Annotated in this window: 20 protein-coding genes; 11 read left to right on the top strand and 9 right to left on the bottom strand. The window is 64.1% G+C overall.

Translation table 11 applies throughout. The annotated features are described in order from the left end of the window. Positions 1-4 precede the first annotated feature (4 nt). From WC739_RS04740 to WC739_RS04725, 4 genes are all read right to left on the bottom strand, one after another. On the bottom strand, positions 5-775 hold the full coding sequence (locus tag WC739_RS04740) for an inositol monophosphatase family protein (RefSeq protein ID WP_372951862.1): 771 nt from the start codon (positions 773-775) through the stop codon (positions 5-7). 107 nt (positions 776-882) lie between these two features. Then, on the bottom strand, positions 883-1884 hold the full coding sequence (locus tag WC739_RS04735) for an LLM class flavin-dependent oxidoreductase (RefSeq protein WP_372951861.1): 1002 nt from the start codon (positions 1882-1884) through the stop codon (positions 883-885). Positions 1885-1952: 68 nt separating this feature from the next. Further along, complete coding sequence (locus WC739_RS04730; RefSeq protein WP_372951860.1) at positions 1953-3122, bottom strand: AI-2E family transporter; 1170 nt, start codon at positions 3120-3122, stop codon at positions 1953-1955. A gap of 124 nt (positions 3123-3246) precedes the next feature. After that, positions 3247-4299 carry an LLM class flavin-dependent oxidoreductase gene (locus WC739_RS04725; protein WP_372951859.1) on the bottom strand — a complete coding sequence of 351 codons (1053 nt, stop codon included), beginning with the start codon at positions 4297-4299 and terminating at the stop codon, positions 3247-3249. Positions 4300-4518: 219 nt separating this feature from the next. Here WC739_RS04725 and WC739_RS04720 point away from each other — a divergent pair, with 219 nt between their 5' ends. Beyond that, on the top strand, positions 4519-4947 hold the full coding sequence (locus WC739_RS04720; protein WP_372951858.1) for a DUF6481 family protein: 429 nt from the start codon (positions 4519-4521) through the stop codon (positions 4945-4947). A gap of 82 nt (positions 4948-5029) precedes the next feature. Here the strand turns inward: WC739_RS04720 and sugE are convergent, their stop codons facing one another. Both sugE and WC739_RS04710 read right to left on the bottom strand, forming a co-directional pair. Continuing rightward, positions 5030-5344: a quaternary ammonium compound efflux SMR transporter SugE gene (gene sugE, locus WC739_RS04715; protein WP_372951857.1), complete on the bottom strand. Its 315-nt coding sequence runs from the start codon at positions 5342-5344 to the stop codon at positions 5030-5032. Between the two features lie 188 nt (positions 5345-5532). Beyond that, positions 5533-5658, bottom strand: coding sequence for a hypothetical protein (locus WC739_RS04710; protein ID WP_013528464.1), 126 nt, complete (start codon positions 5656-5658; stop codon positions 5533-5535). Positions 5659-5869: 211 nt separating this feature from the next. Here WC739_RS04710 and WC739_RS04705 point away from each other — a divergent pair, with 211 nt between their 5' ends. The 3 genes from WC739_RS04705 (at position 5870) to WC739_RS04695 (ending at position 8224) form a co-directional block, all read left to right on the top strand. After that, positions 5870-6679 carry a transglutaminase family protein gene (locus tag WC739_RS04705; RefSeq protein WP_372951856.1) on the top strand — a complete coding sequence of 270 codons (810 nt, stop codon included), beginning with the start codon at positions 5870-5872 and terminating at the stop codon, positions 6677-6679. A 114-nt stretch (positions 6680-6793) separates the two neighbouring features. Beyond that, positions 6794-7759 carry a cation diffusion facilitator family transporter gene (locus WC739_RS04700; protein ID WP_372951855.1) on the top strand — a complete coding sequence of 322 codons (966 nt, stop codon included), beginning with the start codon at positions 6794-6796 and terminating at the stop codon, positions 7757-7759. Positions 7760-7819: 60 nt separating this feature from the next. Next, on the top strand, positions 7820-8224 hold the full coding sequence (locus tag WC739_RS04695) for a GFA family protein (protein ID WP_372951854.1): 405 nt from the start codon (positions 7820-7822) through the stop codon (positions 8222-8224). A gap of 19 nt (positions 8225-8243) precedes the next feature. Here the strand turns inward: WC739_RS04695 and WC739_RS04690 are convergent, their stop codons facing one another. Further along, positions 8244-9515 carry a DNA recombination protein RmuC gene (locus WC739_RS04690; protein WP_372951853.1) on the bottom strand — a complete coding sequence of 424 codons (1272 nt, stop codon included), beginning with the start codon at positions 9513-9515 and terminating at the stop codon, positions 8244-8246. Between the two features lie 103 nt (positions 9516-9618). On the opposite strand from WC739_RS04690, the gene def reads away from it, so the two are divergent. The 6 genes from def to truA all read left to right on the top strand — a co-directional run bounded on the left by def (position 9619) and on the right by truA (position 13222). Beyond that, complete coding sequence (gene def / locus WC739_RS04685) at positions 9619-10149, top strand: peptide deformylase (RefSeq protein WP_224665061.1); 531 nt, start codon at positions 9619-9621, stop codon at positions 10147-10149. 111 nt (positions 10150-10260) lie between these two features. After that, complete coding sequence (locus WC739_RS04680; protein ID WP_372951852.1) at positions 10261-10548, top strand: plasmid stabilization protein; 288 nt, start codon at positions 10261-10263, stop codon at positions 10546-10548. Next, positions 10545-10970, top strand: a complete 426-nt coding sequence (locus WC739_RS04675; RefSeq protein ID WP_372951851.1) for a type II toxin-antitoxin system VapC family toxin — start codon at positions 10545-10547, stop codon at positions 10968-10970. Before WC739_RS04680 ends, WC739_RS04675 begins: the two co-directional genes overlap by 4 nt. Positions 10971-11011: 41 nt before the next feature. Next, positions 11012-11947: a methionyl-tRNA formyltransferase gene (gene fmt, locus WC739_RS04670; protein WP_372951850.1), complete on the top strand. Its 936-nt coding sequence runs from the start codon at positions 11012-11014 to the stop codon at positions 11945-11947. Then, complete coding sequence (locus WC739_RS04665; RefSeq protein WP_372951849.1) at positions 11944-12450, top strand: GNAT family N-acetyltransferase; 507 nt, start codon at positions 11944-11946, stop codon at positions 12448-12450. The genes fmt and WC739_RS04665 overlap by 4 nt, the downstream gene beginning before the upstream one ends. A 19-nt stretch (positions 12451-12469) precedes the next feature. Beyond that, positions 12470-13222: a tRNA pseudouridine(38-40) synthase TruA gene (gene truA / locus WC739_RS04660; RefSeq protein WP_372951848.1), complete on the top strand. Its 753-nt coding sequence runs from the start codon at positions 12470-12472 to the stop codon at positions 13220-13222. A 98-nt stretch (positions 13223-13320) separates the two neighbouring features. Here truA and WC739_RS04655 read toward each other — a convergent pair whose 3' ends face one another. Both WC739_RS04655 and dapE read right to left on the bottom strand, forming a co-directional pair. Then, a complete protein-coding gene (locus WC739_RS04655) occupies positions 13321-13926 on the bottom strand; it encodes a transporter (RefSeq protein ID WP_372951847.1) in 606 nt (201 codons plus the stop codon). 5 nt (positions 13927-13931) lie between these two features. After that, the gene (gene dapE, locus WC739_RS04650) at positions 13932-15125 is read right to left on the bottom strand and encodes a succinyl-diaminopimelate desuccinylase (protein ID WP_372951846.1); all 1194 of its coding nucleotides are present in this window, start codon (positions 15123-15125) and stop codon (positions 13932-13934) included. 127 nt (positions 15126-15252) lie between these two features. Here dapE and WC739_RS04645 point away from each other — a divergent pair. Next, on the top strand, positions 15253-15533 hold a 281-nt coding region (locus WC739_RS04645; protein ID WP_372951845.1), incomplete at its 3' end, for a 2-dehydropantoate 2-reductase N-terminal domain-containing protein.

Genomic DNA, 15533 nt, shown 5'->3' with positions numbered 1-15533 from the left:
GGGTTCAGAGCTTGAAGGCTTGCTCGCAGAGTTCCCGCAGCTTGGGGAAAACAGTCTTGCCGCTGGCGATCACCAGCGTGCCGTCGCCCAGCACCGTCCTGGGATCGGGCTTCACGATGGTGCCGCCGGCCTCCTCGACCACAAGCATCCCGGCCACGCAATCCCAGGCGTTCATGTGCTCCTCGACATAGCCGAGCAACCGGCCGGAGGCCACATAGGCGAGCATCAAGGCGCCGGAGGCATTGCGGAAGAAGACGCCGCCCTCGGCCAGGATCCTGCTGATCAGCACGGCGACATTTTCGGCCTCGGCTCGATTGGAGAGACCGGTGCCCACCGAGCCTTCTTCCAAGCTCGTGGCGGCGCTCGTCCTGATCGGCCTGCCATTGAGGAAGGCGCCGCCGCCGCGCCTGCCGTGGAACGTCTCGCCGGTCGATGGCTCGTGGATGACGCCGACAACGGCCTCGCCATCCCTGGCGCAAGCGATCACCACGCACCAGGCCGGAATGCCGCGCACGAAATTGGCGGTGCCGTCGATGGGATCGATGACCCAGACATAGCCGGTCGAGCCGGCGACCGAGGCATGCTCCTCGCCAATGATGCCATCCTGCGGATAGTCCCTGGCAATGGCGGCGCGGATGAACAGTTCGACCTCGCGATCAGCTTGCGAGACCAGGTCCTGATGTCCCTTGCTCTCGATGGTCAGGTTTTCCAGGTCGCGGAAATAGTTGAGCGCAAGCTCGCCGGCGCGCCGCGCCAGCTCTATTGCAAAGCGCATGCGCGCGTCATGGTCATTCGTCACGGAGTGCCCGATCTTCCCGAGGGTCAGCCGCCTTTAGCAAAACGTCGCCGTCGGCAAAAGCGCCGGTTGGGCAGAAAACGAGTTCAGGCCGCTTGCGACAGCGATTTGTGGGCGTCGGCCAGGATCTCGAACGATCGCACGCGGGCCGCGTGATCGAACATCTGCGCGGTGACCATCAGCTCGTCGGCGCCGGTGCGGCGCATGAAGGCGTCGATGCCTTGCCTGACCGTTTCGGGGGAGCCAACAACGGCGCAGGACAACGCCTGGCCAAGCATGCTCTTTGCCATCGGGTCGAGACTGCTTTCATACCCTTCGACAGGCGGCGGCAATTTTCCCGGCTTTCCCGTGCGCAAATTGACGAAGGCCTGCTGCAGCGAGGTGAACAACAGCCGCGCCTCGGCATCGGTGGGCGCCGCGAAAACGTTGAGGCCAAGCATGACATGCGGCTTGTCGAGCTGTTCAGAGGGCTGGAAGCGCGAACGATAGATGTCCAGCGCCTGATCGAGCTCCGCCGGGGCAAAATGCGAGGCGAATGCGTAGGGCAGGCCGAGCATGGCGGCGAGTTGAGCGCCGTAGAGGCTGGAGCCGAGGATCCAGACCGGCACCTTCTGGCCCTCGCCGGGGACGGCGTGGACGCGCTGGCCCGGCTCGGCCGGCTGGAAGTAGCCCATCAGCTCGATGACATCCTGCGGAAAATTGTCGACACCGGCATCGAGGTTTCGGCGCAGGGCGCGCGCCGTGCCCATGTCGGTGCCGGGCGCGCGGCCGAGGCCGAGATCGATGCGGCCCGGATGCAGGGCGGCCAGCGTGCCGAACTGCTCGGCAATGACCAGGGGCGAATGGTTGGGAAGCATGATACCGCCGGCGCCGACGCGTATGGTCCTGGTGCCGCCGGCGACATGGGCGATGACGACAGCCGTTGCCGCGCTGGCTATGCCCGGCATGTTGTGATGTTCGGCCAGCCAGAAGCGCTTGTAGCCCAACCGTTCGGCGTGACGGGCAAGGTCGAGCGAATTGGCCAGCGACTGCGAGGCATCGCTGCCTTCGACGATGGGCGACAGATCGAGAACGGAGAGGGCGGTCATGGAGCGGCATCCTGTGTGACACCGCATGTAGGAAGCGTCCGGCGACGCCGCAAATTCAAAAATATTGATCAGCCATTCGTCGCTTGCGTGTCGGCGACGACCTCATCCTCGACCGTCGTGGTCTGCTGGGCGGCGAGGAAGTTGCCGACGTGGCTAAGCCCGTCGAAATGGTCGCAGAACACCTTGATGACGACAAGCAGCGGCACCGCCATCAGGGCGCCGACGAAGCCCCAGAGCCAGGACCAGAAGGCGATGGCGATGAAGATCGCCACGGCGTTGATCTCGAGGCGCCGGCCGACCACCATGGGCGTCACGAACTGGCCTTCGATGATGTCGCATAACAGCACGAAAGCGGGCGCCAGGAGCGCGTAGGAGATCGTGTCGAAGCTGATGAGGGCAATGACCGCGACAAGCACGATGGTTATCAGCGCGCCCACATAGGGGAGAAAGTTGAGCATCGCCGCGGCCGCGCCCCAGACCAGCGGATTCGGCATGCCAAGAGCCCAGAGGCCGAGCCCGATCACGGAGCCCAACCCCGTATTGATGATGGCGACCGTGAGCAGATAGTGCGAGATCTCGCGCTCCACGTCGTAGACGACGCGCAGCGCGCGCTTCTTTTCCGAAAGGCTGGCGAAGGACTGGATGATCTTCTCGTAGAAGAGTGTCCCCGAAGCCAGCAGGAACAGCGACAGCACGAAGACGATGGTGATGCTGGTGCCGGCCTCGAGGAGATTGCCCGCGGCCGTGGACAGGATGCCGGATGGGGCCACGGCGACTTTCTGCATACCCGGCTCCTGCGCCGTCTCCGTGAGTGCCTCGAGTTGGTGCGAGAGATCCATCATCCGGGCAAGCGGTTGCTTGAATTGCGCCAGCCGCTCGGTCAGTTGTTGGCCGATCGACGACGTGTTGTTCATGAGGTCGATGATTGGCCCGCTCAGCAGGTAGCCGGCGCTGGCGAACACAAAGATCGACAGCAGGACCAGCATCGTCGCCGAGACAAACTCGGGGATGCCGCGCTTGCGCAGGAAGCGAACGATCGGTGTGAGCGTGAGCGTGAGCAGGAACGCCAGGATGACCGGCATGAAGAAGGCGCGGCCGAAGTAGAGCGCGCCGGTCGCCATGAAGATGAAGATGCCAATGAGCAGCGAGCGCATCAGGTGGATGTCGGCCAACGATGCGGCGCGCTGATCCGAGATCTCGACAACACTGGCGGACGAAGCGATCGGTTCGGCTTTCATCTCTTCCCCCACGCACCGCCAACGGGGCGAATCCTCTCAAACGTGCGCGCCCCGCCAAGGTTCCAGTGCCAAGTCAGCAGGGGGGGCCAGATCAGCGGGGGGCCAGATCAGCAGGGAACATGCGTCAGGCCACAGGCTCTGGCGCGGCGGTGGCCGTTTCCTTGCGCACGATCGGCGCCACCCTGGTGCCATACAGCTCGATCGCCTTCATGATCTTGGCGTGCGGCATGGTGCCGATTGCCATTTGCAGAAGGAAACGGTCGTTCTGGAAGATCCTGTGATGGGCGACGATCTTTTCCGCGACCTGTTCGGGATTGCCGACGAACAATGCGCCGGTCGGACCACGCGACTGATCGAAATGCGCCCGAGACGTCGGCCCCCAGCCGCGTTCGCGGCCGATGCGGTTCATCACCTCCGCCTGCGGACCGTAGAAATCGTCGGCCGCCTGCTCGGTCGTTTCGGCGATGAAGCCGTGCACGTTGATGCTGGTGGCGAGGCCGGCCTGGTCACTGCCGGCGCGTCTGGCCGCCTCGCGATAGACATCGAACAGCGGCGCGAAGCGCGCCGGCTCGCCGCCGATGATGGCCAAAGCCAGGGGCAGGCCCAACGCACCGGCGCGGGCGGCGGATTGAGGCGTGCCGCCAATGGCGATCCAGACCGGCAGCCTGTCCTGGAAGGGGCGCGGATAGATGCCGCGATCGTTGATCGGCGCACGCAGATTGCCGGACCAGGTTACGTTCACGCTGTCGCGGATGGCCAGCAGCAGGTCGAGTTTTTCGGCAAACAGCTCGTCATAGTCCTCGAGATTGTAGCCAAACAGCGGAAACGATTCGATGAATGAGCCGCGCCCGGCCATGATCTCGGCGCGCCCGCCCGACAGAAGGTCGAGCGTGGCGAACTGCTGGAAGACGCGCACCGGATCGTCGGAGGACAGGACGGTGACCGCGCTGGTCAGCTTGATGCGCTTCGAGCGCTCGGCGGCCGCGGCCAGCGCCACGACCGGCGCCGACGCCGCGTAGTCCGGCCGGTGATGCTCGCCGAGGCCGAAGACGTCGAGGCCGACCTGGTCGGCCAGTTCGACCTCCTCCATCAGGTTGCGCAGCCGCTCATGCGGGCTGATGGCGCCAGGCCCCGGCTGCGGGCTGACGTCGGCGAAAGTATAGAGACCGAGTTCCATTCCAGTGTCATCCTGATGTCGAGTTTTCGGGCTAGAGGTAGCGGCCGACTTGCTTGGCCGCCAGAGGCGGATGGGTGAACAGTGCATATCGGTTCGGTCGAAAAGGCGTCTCCCGGCTGCAACAGCCAACAATTTCATGGCTGCCATGCCGTTTTGGCGCTTGAACTCTCGGTTTTCGCGCGTATGTAAGCGTCGCGAATTGACTTCAGGGAAGTGGACTTGGCTATTTACAGGGAAAAAGACGTGTTCGAGCGGCGCAATGCCGCAAACGAGGCAAAGAAAGCGCTTCTGGAGCGCTTCAAGTCGAAGCCGGCGGCGGACGATCCAGCGGTGCTGGCACGGCAGGCCGAACGCAAGGCGATCCTCGAGGCCCGCGAAATCCGCGAGGCCGAGAAGGCTAGGCTGAAGCAGGAAAAGCTGGCGCGCGAGGCGATCGAGAAGGCCGAGCGCGAGGCAGCGGCCGAAGCAGCCCGCCTTGCGGCCGAAGAAGCGGCGCTCGCGGAAGCGAAGATCAAGGAATCCGAGGAGAACGAGCGTATCGCCCGTCTGCTCGCCGATGAAGCCGAGCGCAAGGCCAAGCGCGATGCGCGCTACGCGGCCCGCAAGCAGCGCACCGGCAGAACGCCTCCGGGTTTCTCCGCCCGCTAAGACCTTCGGGTCAAGCCATCTGTTGCAGATCAGGGTCGCCTTTCAGCGGCCCTGAAGGCGTTTGTCCTGACGACGGCCAGGCTCAGGCCGCGAACTTCAACCCCGCGATGCCGCAGACGATGAGCGCGATGCAGGCCAGCCTGATCGCGGTGGCCGGCTCGCCGAGCAGCCAGATGCCGAGCAGCGCCGTGCCAACCGTGCCGATGCCGGTCCAGACCGCGTAGGCGGTACCGACGGGGAGCACTTTGAGCGCCAGGCCGAGCAGAGCGAGGCTGACGATCATCGAAGCCACCGTCAGGACAGTCGGCACCAACTTCGAGAACCCATCGGTGTATTTGAGGCCGGTCGCCCAACCGACCTCGAACAGGCCGGCGAAAAACAGCAGGATCCATGACATCGGGAACGCTCCATCCGAGCATCGGACCGATGCTCGACCAAGGAATGGCGGGTCGTCCCGGCCTGATTTCGGGGGCGCGAGGTCGTCCCCGCCACGGCAATATGGGAATCTCGCGCGCCTGATCAACAAAGGCCGGCGACATAACAATGTTGCCGGCCATCATCCTGACCAAAACGGATTGGCCGGATTTACTTGTCCTTGAGCTTCATCGCCTTGACCGGCGGCGCCTTCAGGGCCGGGGCGGGGGCGGGCTTCTTGGCATCCTTCTTCGGCTTGCGGGCTTCCTTGCCGGCCTTCATCGCGCCTTTAGCCATGATTCGTTTCTCCGATTGCGGGAAGCGAATTGAAACAAGAGAAGGGTCGGACCGCAAGGGGTTCGCGCACCAACCAGCTGTCGGCCAGACGCTTTCAACCGGTTTCTAATTTTCTCGTAAACCATGCCGGTCCATGCCATTATCGTCTTCGCACTGCAGCATCGGCCCGGCCTCCGCCGTGTGATGAACGGGCAGGACGGTCAGGACGAAAATGCGAATCCATATCGGCTGCGAGATGAGCTTTGACTTTCGGCAGGAAACGCCGCTCATCGCGATGCTGAATGTCCACTATTCCCGAGCCTCCGATCTTGAGCGGCCGGACTTCCTGATCTCCGACCCGCCGGTCCCCATCGAGAGCTATCGCGACAGTTTCGGCAATTGGTGCAGCCGGTTCGTCGCCCCGCCCGGACGTTTCACCCTGGGCACCGACGCCGTCATTCGCGATCCCGGCACGTTCGAGATGACCGACCTGTTGGCCTGGCAGCACGAGGTGCGCGACCTGCCGTCGGAGACCTTGCTGTTCCTGCTGCCGAGCCGGTTTTGCGAGAGCGACCTTCTGGCTGACGAAGCATGGCGGTTGTTTGGCCATACGCCGCTCGGCATTGCGCGCGTGCAGGCGGTCTGCGACTTCGTCCACAACCATATCGTCTTCAGCTACGGCAATGCGCGGCCGACGCGCACTGCGGCGGAAGCCTACCGCGAGCAGAGCGGCGTTTGCCGCGACTTCGCCCATCTCGCCGTCACCTTCTGCCGGGCTCTCAACATCCCGACACGCTACTGCACAGGCTATATCAGCGACATCGGGATGCCGAAGCCGTGGTCGAGCATGGATTTCGCGGCCTGGATGGAAGTCTATCTCGGCGGCCGCTGGCACGTCTTCGATCCGCGCAACAATTCGCCTCGCATCGGCCGCATCCTGATCGCCTCCGGCCGCGATGCCGCCGACGTCCCGCTGACCCATACGTTCGGACCAGGCATGCTGGAAAGCTTCAAGGTGTGGACCGACGAGATCGTCGAGTAGCAGGCCTTCGCCAGACCTTAACAGATCAAGCGTTGAACGACCCACCCGTTCGCGCGTTGTGGTAGCTTCGGCCGTCTGGCCGCTAAAACGCATGCATTGAACGGGGACCAAACCATGGCCGGGCATGGCGGCTCGAAAAGGGTTATCTACGCAGCGCTCGCCGGCAACCTTGCCATCGCGCTGACCAAGTTCGGCGCCGCCTTCTTCACCGGCAGTTCGGCGATGCTGTCGGAAGGCGTGCATTCTCTGGTCGACACCGGCAATGGCGGCCTGCTGCTCTACGGCATGCATCGCGCGGCCCGCCCCGCCGACCGCACGCATCCGCTCGGCCACGGCCGCGAACTCTATTTCTGGAGCTTCATCGTCGCCCTGCTGGTCTTTGCGCTGGGCGCGGGCGTCTCCTTCTACGAGGGGGTGGCCCACATGATGGACCCGGAGCCGGTCGCCAATGTCAAGGTCAACTATATCGTCCTTGGCCTGTCGTTCCTGTTCGAGGGAAGCTCCTGGCTGGTGGCGCTGAAGGAGTTCCGCCAGCAGAAGGGCAAGCAAGGCTGGCTGCGGGCCGTGCGATCGAGCAAGGATCCGAGCGTCTACACCGTGCTGTTCGAGGACAGCGCGGCCCTGCTTGGCCTGATCGTCGCCTTCGTCGGCATTCTCGCGGCGGAACTGCTGGAGATGCCGGAACTCGATGGCGCCGCCTCGATCGGCATTGGACTGGTCCTCGGCGCGACGGCCATCTTCCTGGCGCGCGAGAGCAAGGGCCTGCTGATCGGCGAGCCGGCATCGCCCGAGGTGGAGAGACAGGTCCTGGCGATCGTGCAGAAGGATCCGGCGGTGCAGCAGGCGAACGGGGTTTTGACCGTGCATATGGGGCCGACAGAGATCGTCGCCGGACTGAGCGTCGAGTTCGAGGATCATCTGACGGCGCCGGAAATCGAAGCCTGCGTCGAGCGACTGGAGGCGCAGCTGAAGAAGGAGATGCCGGAGATCACGCGGCTGTTCGTGAAGCCCCAGACCACCGGCACTTGGAAGAAGCGGCGCAAGCTGATCGAAACCGCGTCCGATCCAGTCCTGGACTAGCGCGACGCCATTGCCTCAATATTTTGACCGGCTAGATTGAAGCGGCTTGGAGGAAGGAAGATGAAGATCGACGGCGGGTGCCATTGCGGCGCCATCACCTACGAGGCGGAGGTCGACCCGGAAAAGACGACCGTCTGCCACTGCACGGACTGCCAGCAACTGACGGGCACGGCTTTCCGCGTGACGGTTCCGGCGCCCGAAAGCAACTACCGTATCACGAAGGGCGCGCCGAAAGTCTACATCAAGACCGTGGCGAGCGGCGCCAGGCGCGAGCAGGCGTTCTGCGCCGACTGTGGTTCACATCTTTACGCCACGTCGGTCGGAGATGGCCCGAAGGTCTATGGCATTCGCGTTGGGACCGCACGGCAACGCCAGGAGCTTATTCCGACACTGCAGAAATGGCATCGTTCGGCGCTGCACTGGCTGCCGGAATTCCAGGGTATGACCACCGTGGAAGAGCAATAGCGCCGGGCGGCGCCACGCCTCAATCGTCCCCTTCGACAACCCTCAGCCTGAGCTGGCCGGTCTTCGAGTCGGCAACCCGGGTACTCGTATCGGCCTTTGCGGCAGGGGTGCGTGACGCAGCGTCCGCGGCGGCATCACCGTCGGGCTGAACGCCGAACTCCAGCGCCTCGATCTTCTGGCCGCGCTTAGTCACCTTCGATGTCGAAACAAGGATGTCATCGATGTCCTTGGCCGATTGGCCGAAATGCACCTGCAGTTTGCGCACGCGCTCATCGACACGCGCCACATCCTCCATCAGGCGGATGACCTCGCCCTGGATCAGATGCGCCTGTTCGCGCATGCGGGCGTCCTTGAGGATGGCCTGGATGACCTGGATCGACAGCATCAGCAGCGACGGCGAGACGATGACGATACGGGCGCGGTGGGCCTTATGGACGATCGCCTCGAAATTCTCGTGGATCTCGGCGAACACCGATTCCGACGGCACGAACATGAAGGCGGTGTCCTGCGTCTCGCCCTGGATCAGGTACTTTTCCGATATGTCGCGGACGTGGATCTCGATGTCGCGACGGAAAGCCTGCGAGGCGGACTTCTGAAGTTCGGCGCCATCGGCGGCGCGGATGGCATTCCAGGCCTCGAGCGGAAACTTGGCATCGATGGCTAGCGACGGCGCGCCGTTCGGCATCTTCACCAGGCAATCCGGGCGGCTACCGTTCGACAGAGTCGCCTGGAACTCGTAGGCGCCATGCGGCAGGCCATCGGCGACGATTGCCTCCATGCGCGACTGGCCAAAGGCACCGCGCGTCTGCTTGTTGGAGAGGATCGCCTGCAGTTGCACGACCTGCCCGGCGAGCGACTGGATATTCCCCTGCGCGACATCGATGATGGCCAGCCGCTCCTGCAGTTTGGCCAGGCTCTCATGCGTGGACCGGGTCTGCTCGGTCATGGTCTGGCCAAGGCGGCCGGTCATGGCGTCGAGCCGCTGGCCGATCGATTGCGTCAGTTCCGCCTGCCGTGCGCCGAAAACTTCGGCGATCGCGCCCATGCGGCCCTGCATCTCCGATTGGGACTGCAAGATGCCAGCCATGCGCGCCTCGGCATCGCGGGCATGGTCCGCAGCCTCGGCCGCGGCAATGGCACGCGCCTTGGCCGACCGCCACAGCGCGATGACAAGCGCCATGAAGAGACCAAGAAACAGCAGGGCGCCAAAGGCCAGCGCGTGGCCGAGCGTGACCGTGGAGGCGCCAAGCCGGGCGACAGGCTCCGAAAGGATCGATGTCAGGTCATTCATGTGGACAGCATAGACGATTCGCGCCGCCGTCACAGATCAAAACGGGAACGAGACCCGGACCCACAGGTTGACGCTTTTGGCTGGACGTCTTACGTGGAACGCCATGCCGATCAAGCCGCTCATCATCCTTCCCGACCCCATCCTGCGCCAGGTTTCCAAGCCGGCGGAACGCGTCGACGCACCCTTGCGCAAGCTGGCCGACGACATGCTGGCGACCATGTATGACGCGCCCGGCATTGGACTGGCGGCGATCCAGATCGGCGAACCGGTCCGCATGCTGGTCATCGACCTCGCCAAGGAAGACGAGACGCCGGCGCCGCATGTGTTCATCAATCCTGAAATCCTGGAGAGCGCCGACGCGCGCTCCGTCTACGAGGAAGGCTGCCTGTCGATCCCGGACTATTACGCCGAGGTTGAACGCCCGGCCTCGGTGCGGGTCAAGTATCTCGACCGCGACGGCAAGCTGCAGGAGATGGAAGCCGAAGGGCTGATGGCGACCTGCCTGCAGCACGAGATCGACCATCTCAACGGCGTGCTGTTCATCGACCACATCTCGAAGCTGAAGCGCGACATGGTGGTGAAGAAATTCAAGAAGCTCGCCAAGGACAAGGCTCCGGGCAAGCTGGTGGGCTAGGCTCGATCAGGCCGGGCGCTGTTCACGATGCTTGGTCATTGGAGATCCTCGGAGCTCGTTGATCTCGGGACCTAGCTTTGATATCATTGATATCATGCGTTGGAGTTGATGATGGGCGACATGCTGATCAGGGACATTCCCGAACCTTTGAAGCGCGAGATTGAACAGGCGGCACACAAGGGGGGCCAGAGCTTGTCAGGCAAGGCGATCGATCTCTTGCGGAAAGGTATGGTTGCTGAAAAAGAAGCACGGCCGGAAACGAGGCTTTCGGCATGGGATGCTATTCGTTCGGCATTCGCCGCGGAAAACGCCATTGACGATGAGTTTTCCGAGATAATGGATGAGATCGAAGCAGCCAGGAAAGGCGACTTCGGGCGCCCGGTCGAGGATTTCGAGTGATCGTCCTCGATACCAATGTTGTGTCCGAAGCCAGCAAGCCTTTGCCCGATCCGAGTGTTTCCGCGTGGTTCCGCAAACAGGACCTTCTCGCACTCTATATGTGCGGGCCCGTCATCATGGAGCAGTCTTTCGGTGCCGAACGGTTTTTGAGCAAGACGGGATCGGACCGTTACGTTCGGGTGCTCGATCAGCTGATCACGCAGCAGTTTGCCGGTCGTATCGTGGAATTTTCCGCTTCGATCCCTCGACTTGCCGGGAAGCTGCGGGCACGACGAGAGAGTATCGGACGCCCTATAAGCCTTTGCGACGCGATGATCGCTGCGATCTGCCTTGCGCACGGTGCGACGCTTGCCACGCGCAATGTTCGCGACTTCGATGGCCTTGACCTGAAGCTCATAAACCCGTTTGAAGCGGATAGCTGAGCCGGCTCACGGCCGGGCGGAAGACAGGACATGGGACGACAATGCCGCTTCGCGTCATATTCATGGGAACGCCGGACTTTTCCGTGCCGACCCTGCGCGCGATCTCGCAGGCCGGGCACGACATCGCCGCGGTCTACACGCAGCCGCCGCGCGCGGCTGGACGGCGCGGCCTTGAACTGACGCCGTCGCCGGTGCAGCGCGAGGCGGAACGGCTGGGCATCGAGGTCCGGACACCCACTTCGCTCAGGGGCGACGCCCAGCAGCAGGCATTCCGTGCCGTGCAGGCCGACATCGCCGTGGTCGTCGCCTACGGCCTGCTGTTGCCGAGGGCGGTCCTGGACGCGCCCAGGCTCGGCTGCATCAACGGCCATGCATCGCTTCTGCCGCGCTGGCGAGGGGCTGCACCCATACAGCGTGCCATCATGGCGGGCGACAGCGAGACCGGCATGATGGTGATGCGCATGGAGGAGGGCCTCGACACCGGCCCGGTGGGTCCGGTCGAAAAATGCGCCATCGACCCGGACATGACGGCCGGCGACCTGCACGATCGATTGATGAGGCTCGGTGCTGCCCTGATGCTGGAAGCCCTGGCGCGGCTGGAAGCCAATAGCCTGACATTTACCAAGCAAATGGTGGACGGGGTGACTTATGCCCGCAAGATCGATAAATCCGAGACGCGCGTGGACTGGACCCGGCCGGCGACCGACGTCCACAACACCATCCGTGGCCTGTCGCCCTTTCCCGGCGCCTGGTCCGAGCTTGTTATTGGCGGCCGCACGGAGCGCCTGAAACTGCTCCGCTCGACGCTGTCGGACGGCGTTGGCGAGCCGGGTGGAATTCTCGACGATCGGTTCACCGTCGCCTGCGGGTCGGGCGCGGTCAGGCTGGTCGAAGTTCAACGGGCGGGCGGAAGACCTGCTGTCGCATCGGAATTCCTGCGCGGGACCAGGATCGAAAAAGGAATGGCATTCTCATGAGCATGATGTCGATACGCGCGGCGACGCCGCGGGATCGCGAGGCCATCCGCCTCGTCGAGGAACACGCTTTCGGCCAGCAGGCGGAGGCCGGGCTGGTCGACGCGCTGGTCACCGGCGGTGATGCCGTTGCCGAGCTGGTGGCGGAAGAGGAAGGCCAGGTCGTCGGCCACATCCTGTTTTCGCGGCTGTTGGTGCAAGGCGAAGGCAAGAGCTTCGCCGCCGTGGCGCTTGCGCCGTTGGCGGTGGAGCCTTCGTATCACGGCAGCGGCATCGGCGGCGCACTGATCCGCGAGGCGCATATCCGCCTCAGGGACGCAGGCGAGACGTTGTCCGTGGTTCTGGGCGATCCCGCCTATTACGGGCGTTTCGGCTACACCCACGCGCGCGCCGAGAACTTCGAGAGCGGATACCAAAGCGAGTCGCTGCAGGCGCTGGCCTGGGGCGACGCGCCCGATGCCGGAAGGCTGGTCTACGCCTCGGCCTTCGCCGCCCTCGCCGCCTGAGCGGCGAAGGCCCGCGGATATGCCGCGTTTCCGTCTCGACATCGAGTATGATGGCGGTCTCTTCGCCGGCTGGCAGCGCCAGGCCGGCCAGCCTTCCGTGCAACAGGCGATCGAGCAGGCGATCGGGAAATTCTGTGGCGAGCAGGTAACGCTGCGCGGCGCCGGCCGCACCGATGCCGGCGTCCACGCCACCGCCCAGGTTGCGCATGTCGATCTCGCCAAGGCCTGGCCAAGCGAGAAGGTGCGCGACGCCATCAACGCGCATCTGCAGATCGCCGGCGACCGCATCGCGGTGCTGAAGGCGACGGCGGTGCCGGATGCATTCGACGCGCGCTTCTCGGCCACCGGCCGCCACTATATCTATCGCATCGTCAACCGCCGCGCGCCGGCGGCGCTCGACAAGGGCAAGGTGTGGTGGGTGCCCAAGAGGCTCGACGCCTACGCCATGCACGAAGCGGCAAAGGTCCTGCTCGGACGGCATGATTTCACCACGTTCCGCTCGACCCAATGCCAGGCCAACAGCCCGGTCAGGACGCTGGAGCGGATCGATGTGAGCCGGGAGGGAGACCTTATCGAGGTCAAGGCTTCGGCACGCTCCTTCCTGCACAACCAGGTGCGCTCAATGGTCGGTTCGCTCAAGCGGGTCGGCGAAGGGGGCTGGACCACGGCCGACCTGAAAGCGGCACTCGATGCACGGGATCGAGCCGCCTGCGGCCAGGTGGCGCCGCCGGATGGGCTCTTTCTCGTTGGTGTCGATTATCCCGAAAGTTAGAGCAGTTCACCGTTTCACGGAAACGGCAAACCGCTCTAACTTTTTGTTTTGACGCAATTCCGGACGGAAAACCGTTTCACACTTTTCCTGGAATTGCTCTAGCTCCCGGCCGCCGTCGGCACGGTGATACCGAGCACCGTGGCCAGGCTGTAGAGGACGACGAATGACGCAACCAGCATGCCTGCGAACACAGCGGCGCCGACAGCCATACCCTTGCCGATCACCGCGACAGTCATTCGCCAGGTCAGCACCAGCGACAGCGCAAACAGAAACAGCCACACCAGGTCGGAAACTTCATTGGGTGGCGGCAATACGAGCTGGATCAGCGCTGACGGCAGCATGATCCATGCAGTGATCGCCGACGCCCAGTTGCTGGCAACGACGTAGTGGACGAACCGGTCGCCTATGCCGACGCGCGGGGCGACCAGGGCAAGCGCCAATAGCGGCAGCATCCACGAACTCAGATCCACGGTGGCCAGGCGTATCAACATACCCAGGCGCCCCGCGAACGCATTGGGATCGCCGATCTGGTTGGCCGTGCCGACCCAGCCGACGATCAGGGCCGGCGCGGCGACGACGATGGCGAAAAAGGAATTCCAGAACCCGTCGGCCGACAGGTCGAGCAGACGCAGTCCATCGACCTTGCCGAGCATCAGTCGCCAGGCGCCGATCAGCGAAGCTTGGGTCTCTTCCGCCGAAAGCATCCTGCTCAGCCCCGTTCGAACCAGTCTTCAATGAAGCGCTGGTAGATTTGCGTCAGCGTTTCGAGATCGGCAAGGGCAACTCGCTCGTCGACCATATGCATGGTCTTGCCGACCAGCCCGAACTCGACCACCGGACAATAGTCCTTGATGAAGCGCGCATCCGATGTGCCGCCCGAGGTCGATAGCGTGGGCTGCCTGCCGACGACGGCCTCGACCGAACCGCTCAGCGTCTCGACCAGCCGGTCGTCGCGGGTCAGGAAGACATGGCTCGGCCGGTCGCGCCAGACGAGATCATAGTCGACCGGCGTGTCCTTGCCCGGCCGGTATTTCTTGCGGCCGGCAGCCTGGTCCAGCCGGTTGTGGATTTCCGCCTGCACGGTTTCCGCCGTCCAGGTGTCGTTGAAACGGATGTTGAAGAGCGCGGTCGCCTTGGCCGGGATGACATTGGTGGCCGGGTTGCCGACATCGACGGACGTCACCTCGAGATTTGTCGGCTGGAAATCCTTCGTCCCCTCGTCGAAGACCGGATACAGGAGGGCGTCGACCAGGCTGATCAACCCCCGCACCGGATTGTCGGCGAGTTGGGGATAGGCGGCGTGGCCCTGGCGGCCGTTGACGGTGATGGCGCCGGACAGCGAGCCGCGCCGGCCTATCTTGATCATGTCGCCGAGCGCGTCCGGATTGGTGGGTTCGCCGACGATCGAGGCATCCCATTTCTCGCCCCGCGAAGCCGCCCAGTCGAGCAGCTTGACGGTGCCGTTGATCGCAGGGCCCTCCTCGTCGCCGGTGATCAGCAGAGAGACCGAGCCCTTGGGGCCGCCATGGGCCTCGACATGGCGCGCCACGGCTGCGACGAAACAGGCAATGCCGCCCTTCATGTCGACAGCGCCACGGCCATACATCTCGCCATTGGCGATTTCGGCGGCGAAGGGCGGATGCGTCCAGGCGGCCTCGTCGCCGACCGGCACGACATCGGTATGGCCGGCGAACATCAGATGCGGGCCATTGCCGGAACGTCGCGCGTAGAGGTTCTCGATATCGGGCGTGCCATCCTCGGAGAAGACCGGTCGGTCGACCAGGAAGCCGAGCGGCCTCAGCATCGCCTCCAGCGCGCTCAGCGCGCCGCCTTCGGCGGGCGTCACCGAGGCACAACGGATAAGGGCGGCGAGGTTGGCGGCGGGGTCGGTCGGCAGCGTCATGGCAAAAGCGATAGTCGAAAGCGCATGGCCTGTCACGGCCAGACATGGGGGCCAGCGCAATGGCCGACCATCTGCCGACATTATGGTTTTCATGTCGTATAATCGCGGGCGCGGACGGAGCGACGGAATGGCGGACGCGGACAAGACGATTGTCATTGCCGGCGCCGGCAGCGTCGGATGCTATGCCGGCGGCTGCCTGCTGCTCGCAGGGCGCAAGGTGATCCTGCTGGCCCGGCCTCGCATCGCGGCGGCGTTGCGGGGAGGATTGCTCGTCACCGACGTCGACGGCCGCGGTCGCTCGGTCCCATCGGACGCACTCAGGATCACCACCGATCCGGCGGCCGCCCTGCGCGAGGCGGACGTGATCCTGGTGACGGTGAAGAGCGGCGCGACACAAGACATGGCCGC

It is taken from the genome of Mesorhizobium sp. (genome assembly GCF_041661565.1).
Taxonomy (GTDB): Bacteria; Pseudomonadota; Alphaproteobacteria; order Rhizobiales; family Rhizobiaceae; genus Mesorhizobium.
This window is presented reverse-complemented; position numbering and strand designations above follow the sequence as displayed.

Excerpts from the sequence above, each read along its gene's own strand:
- WC739_RS04740 (WP_372951862.1), bottom strand. The coding sequence starts at position 775 with ATGCGCTTTGCAATAGAGCTGGCGCGGCGCGCCGGCGAGCTTGCGCTC.
- WC739_RS04735 (WP_372951861.1), bottom strand. The coding sequence starts at position 1,884 with ATGACCGCCCTCTCCGTTCTCGATCTGTCGCCCATCGTCGAAGGCAGC.
- WC739_RS04730 (WP_372951860.1), bottom strand. The coding sequence starts at position 3,122 with ATGAAAGCCGAACCGATCGCTTCGTCCGCCAGTGTTGTCGAGATCTCG.
- WC739_RS04725 (WP_372951859.1), bottom strand. The coding sequence starts at position 4,299 with ATGGAACTCGGTCTCTATACTTTCGCCGACGTCAGCCCGCAGCCGGGG.
- sugE (WP_372951857.1), bottom strand. The coding sequence starts at position 5,344 with ATGTCATGGATCCTGCTGTTTTTCGCCGGCCTGTTCGAGGTCGGTTGG.
- WC739_RS04710 (WP_013528464.1), bottom strand. The coding sequence starts at position 5,658 with ATGGCTAAAGGCGCGATGAAGGCCGGCAAGGAAGCCCGCAAGCCGAAG.
- WC739_RS04705 (WP_372951856.1), top strand. The coding sequence starts at position 5,870 with ATGCGAATCCATATCGGCTGCGAGATGAGCTTTGACTTTCGGCAGGAA.
- WC739_RS04700 (WP_372951855.1), top strand. The coding sequence starts at position 6,794 with ATGGCCGGGCATGGCGGCTCGAAAAGGGTTATCTACGCAGCGCTCGCC.
- WC739_RS04695 (WP_372951854.1), top strand. The coding sequence starts at position 7,820 with ATGAAGATCGACGGCGGGTGCCATTGCGGCGCCATCACCTACGAGGCG.
- WC739_RS04690 (WP_372951853.1), bottom strand. The coding sequence starts at position 9,515 with ATGAATGACCTGACATCGATCCTTTCGGAGCCTGTCGCCCGGCTTGGC.
- def (WP_224665061.1), top strand. The coding sequence starts at position 9,619 with ATGCCGATCAAGCCGCTCATCATCCTTCCCGACCCCATCCTGCGCCAG.
- WC739_RS04680 (WP_372951852.1), top strand. The coding sequence starts at position 10,261 with ATGGGCGACATGCTGATCAGGGACATTCCCGAACCTTTGAAGCGCGAG.
- fmt (WP_372951850.1), top strand. The coding sequence starts at position 11,012 with ATGCCGCTTCGCGTCATATTCATGGGAACGCCGGACTTTTCCGTGCCG.
- WC739_RS04665 (WP_372951849.1), top strand. The coding sequence starts at position 11,944 with ATGAGCATGATGTCGATACGCGCGGCGACGCCGCGGGATCGCGAGGCC.
- truA (WP_372951848.1), top strand. The coding sequence starts at position 12,470 with ATGCCGCGTTTCCGTCTCGACATCGAGTATGATGGCGGTCTCTTCGCC.
- WC739_RS04655 (WP_372951847.1), bottom strand. The coding sequence starts at position 13,926 with ATGCTTTCGGCGGAAGAGACCCAAGCTTCGCTGATCGGCGCCTGGCGA.
- dapE (WP_372951846.1), bottom strand. The coding sequence starts at position 15,125 with ATGACGCTGCCGACCGACCCCGCCGCCAACCTCGCCGCCCTTATCCGT.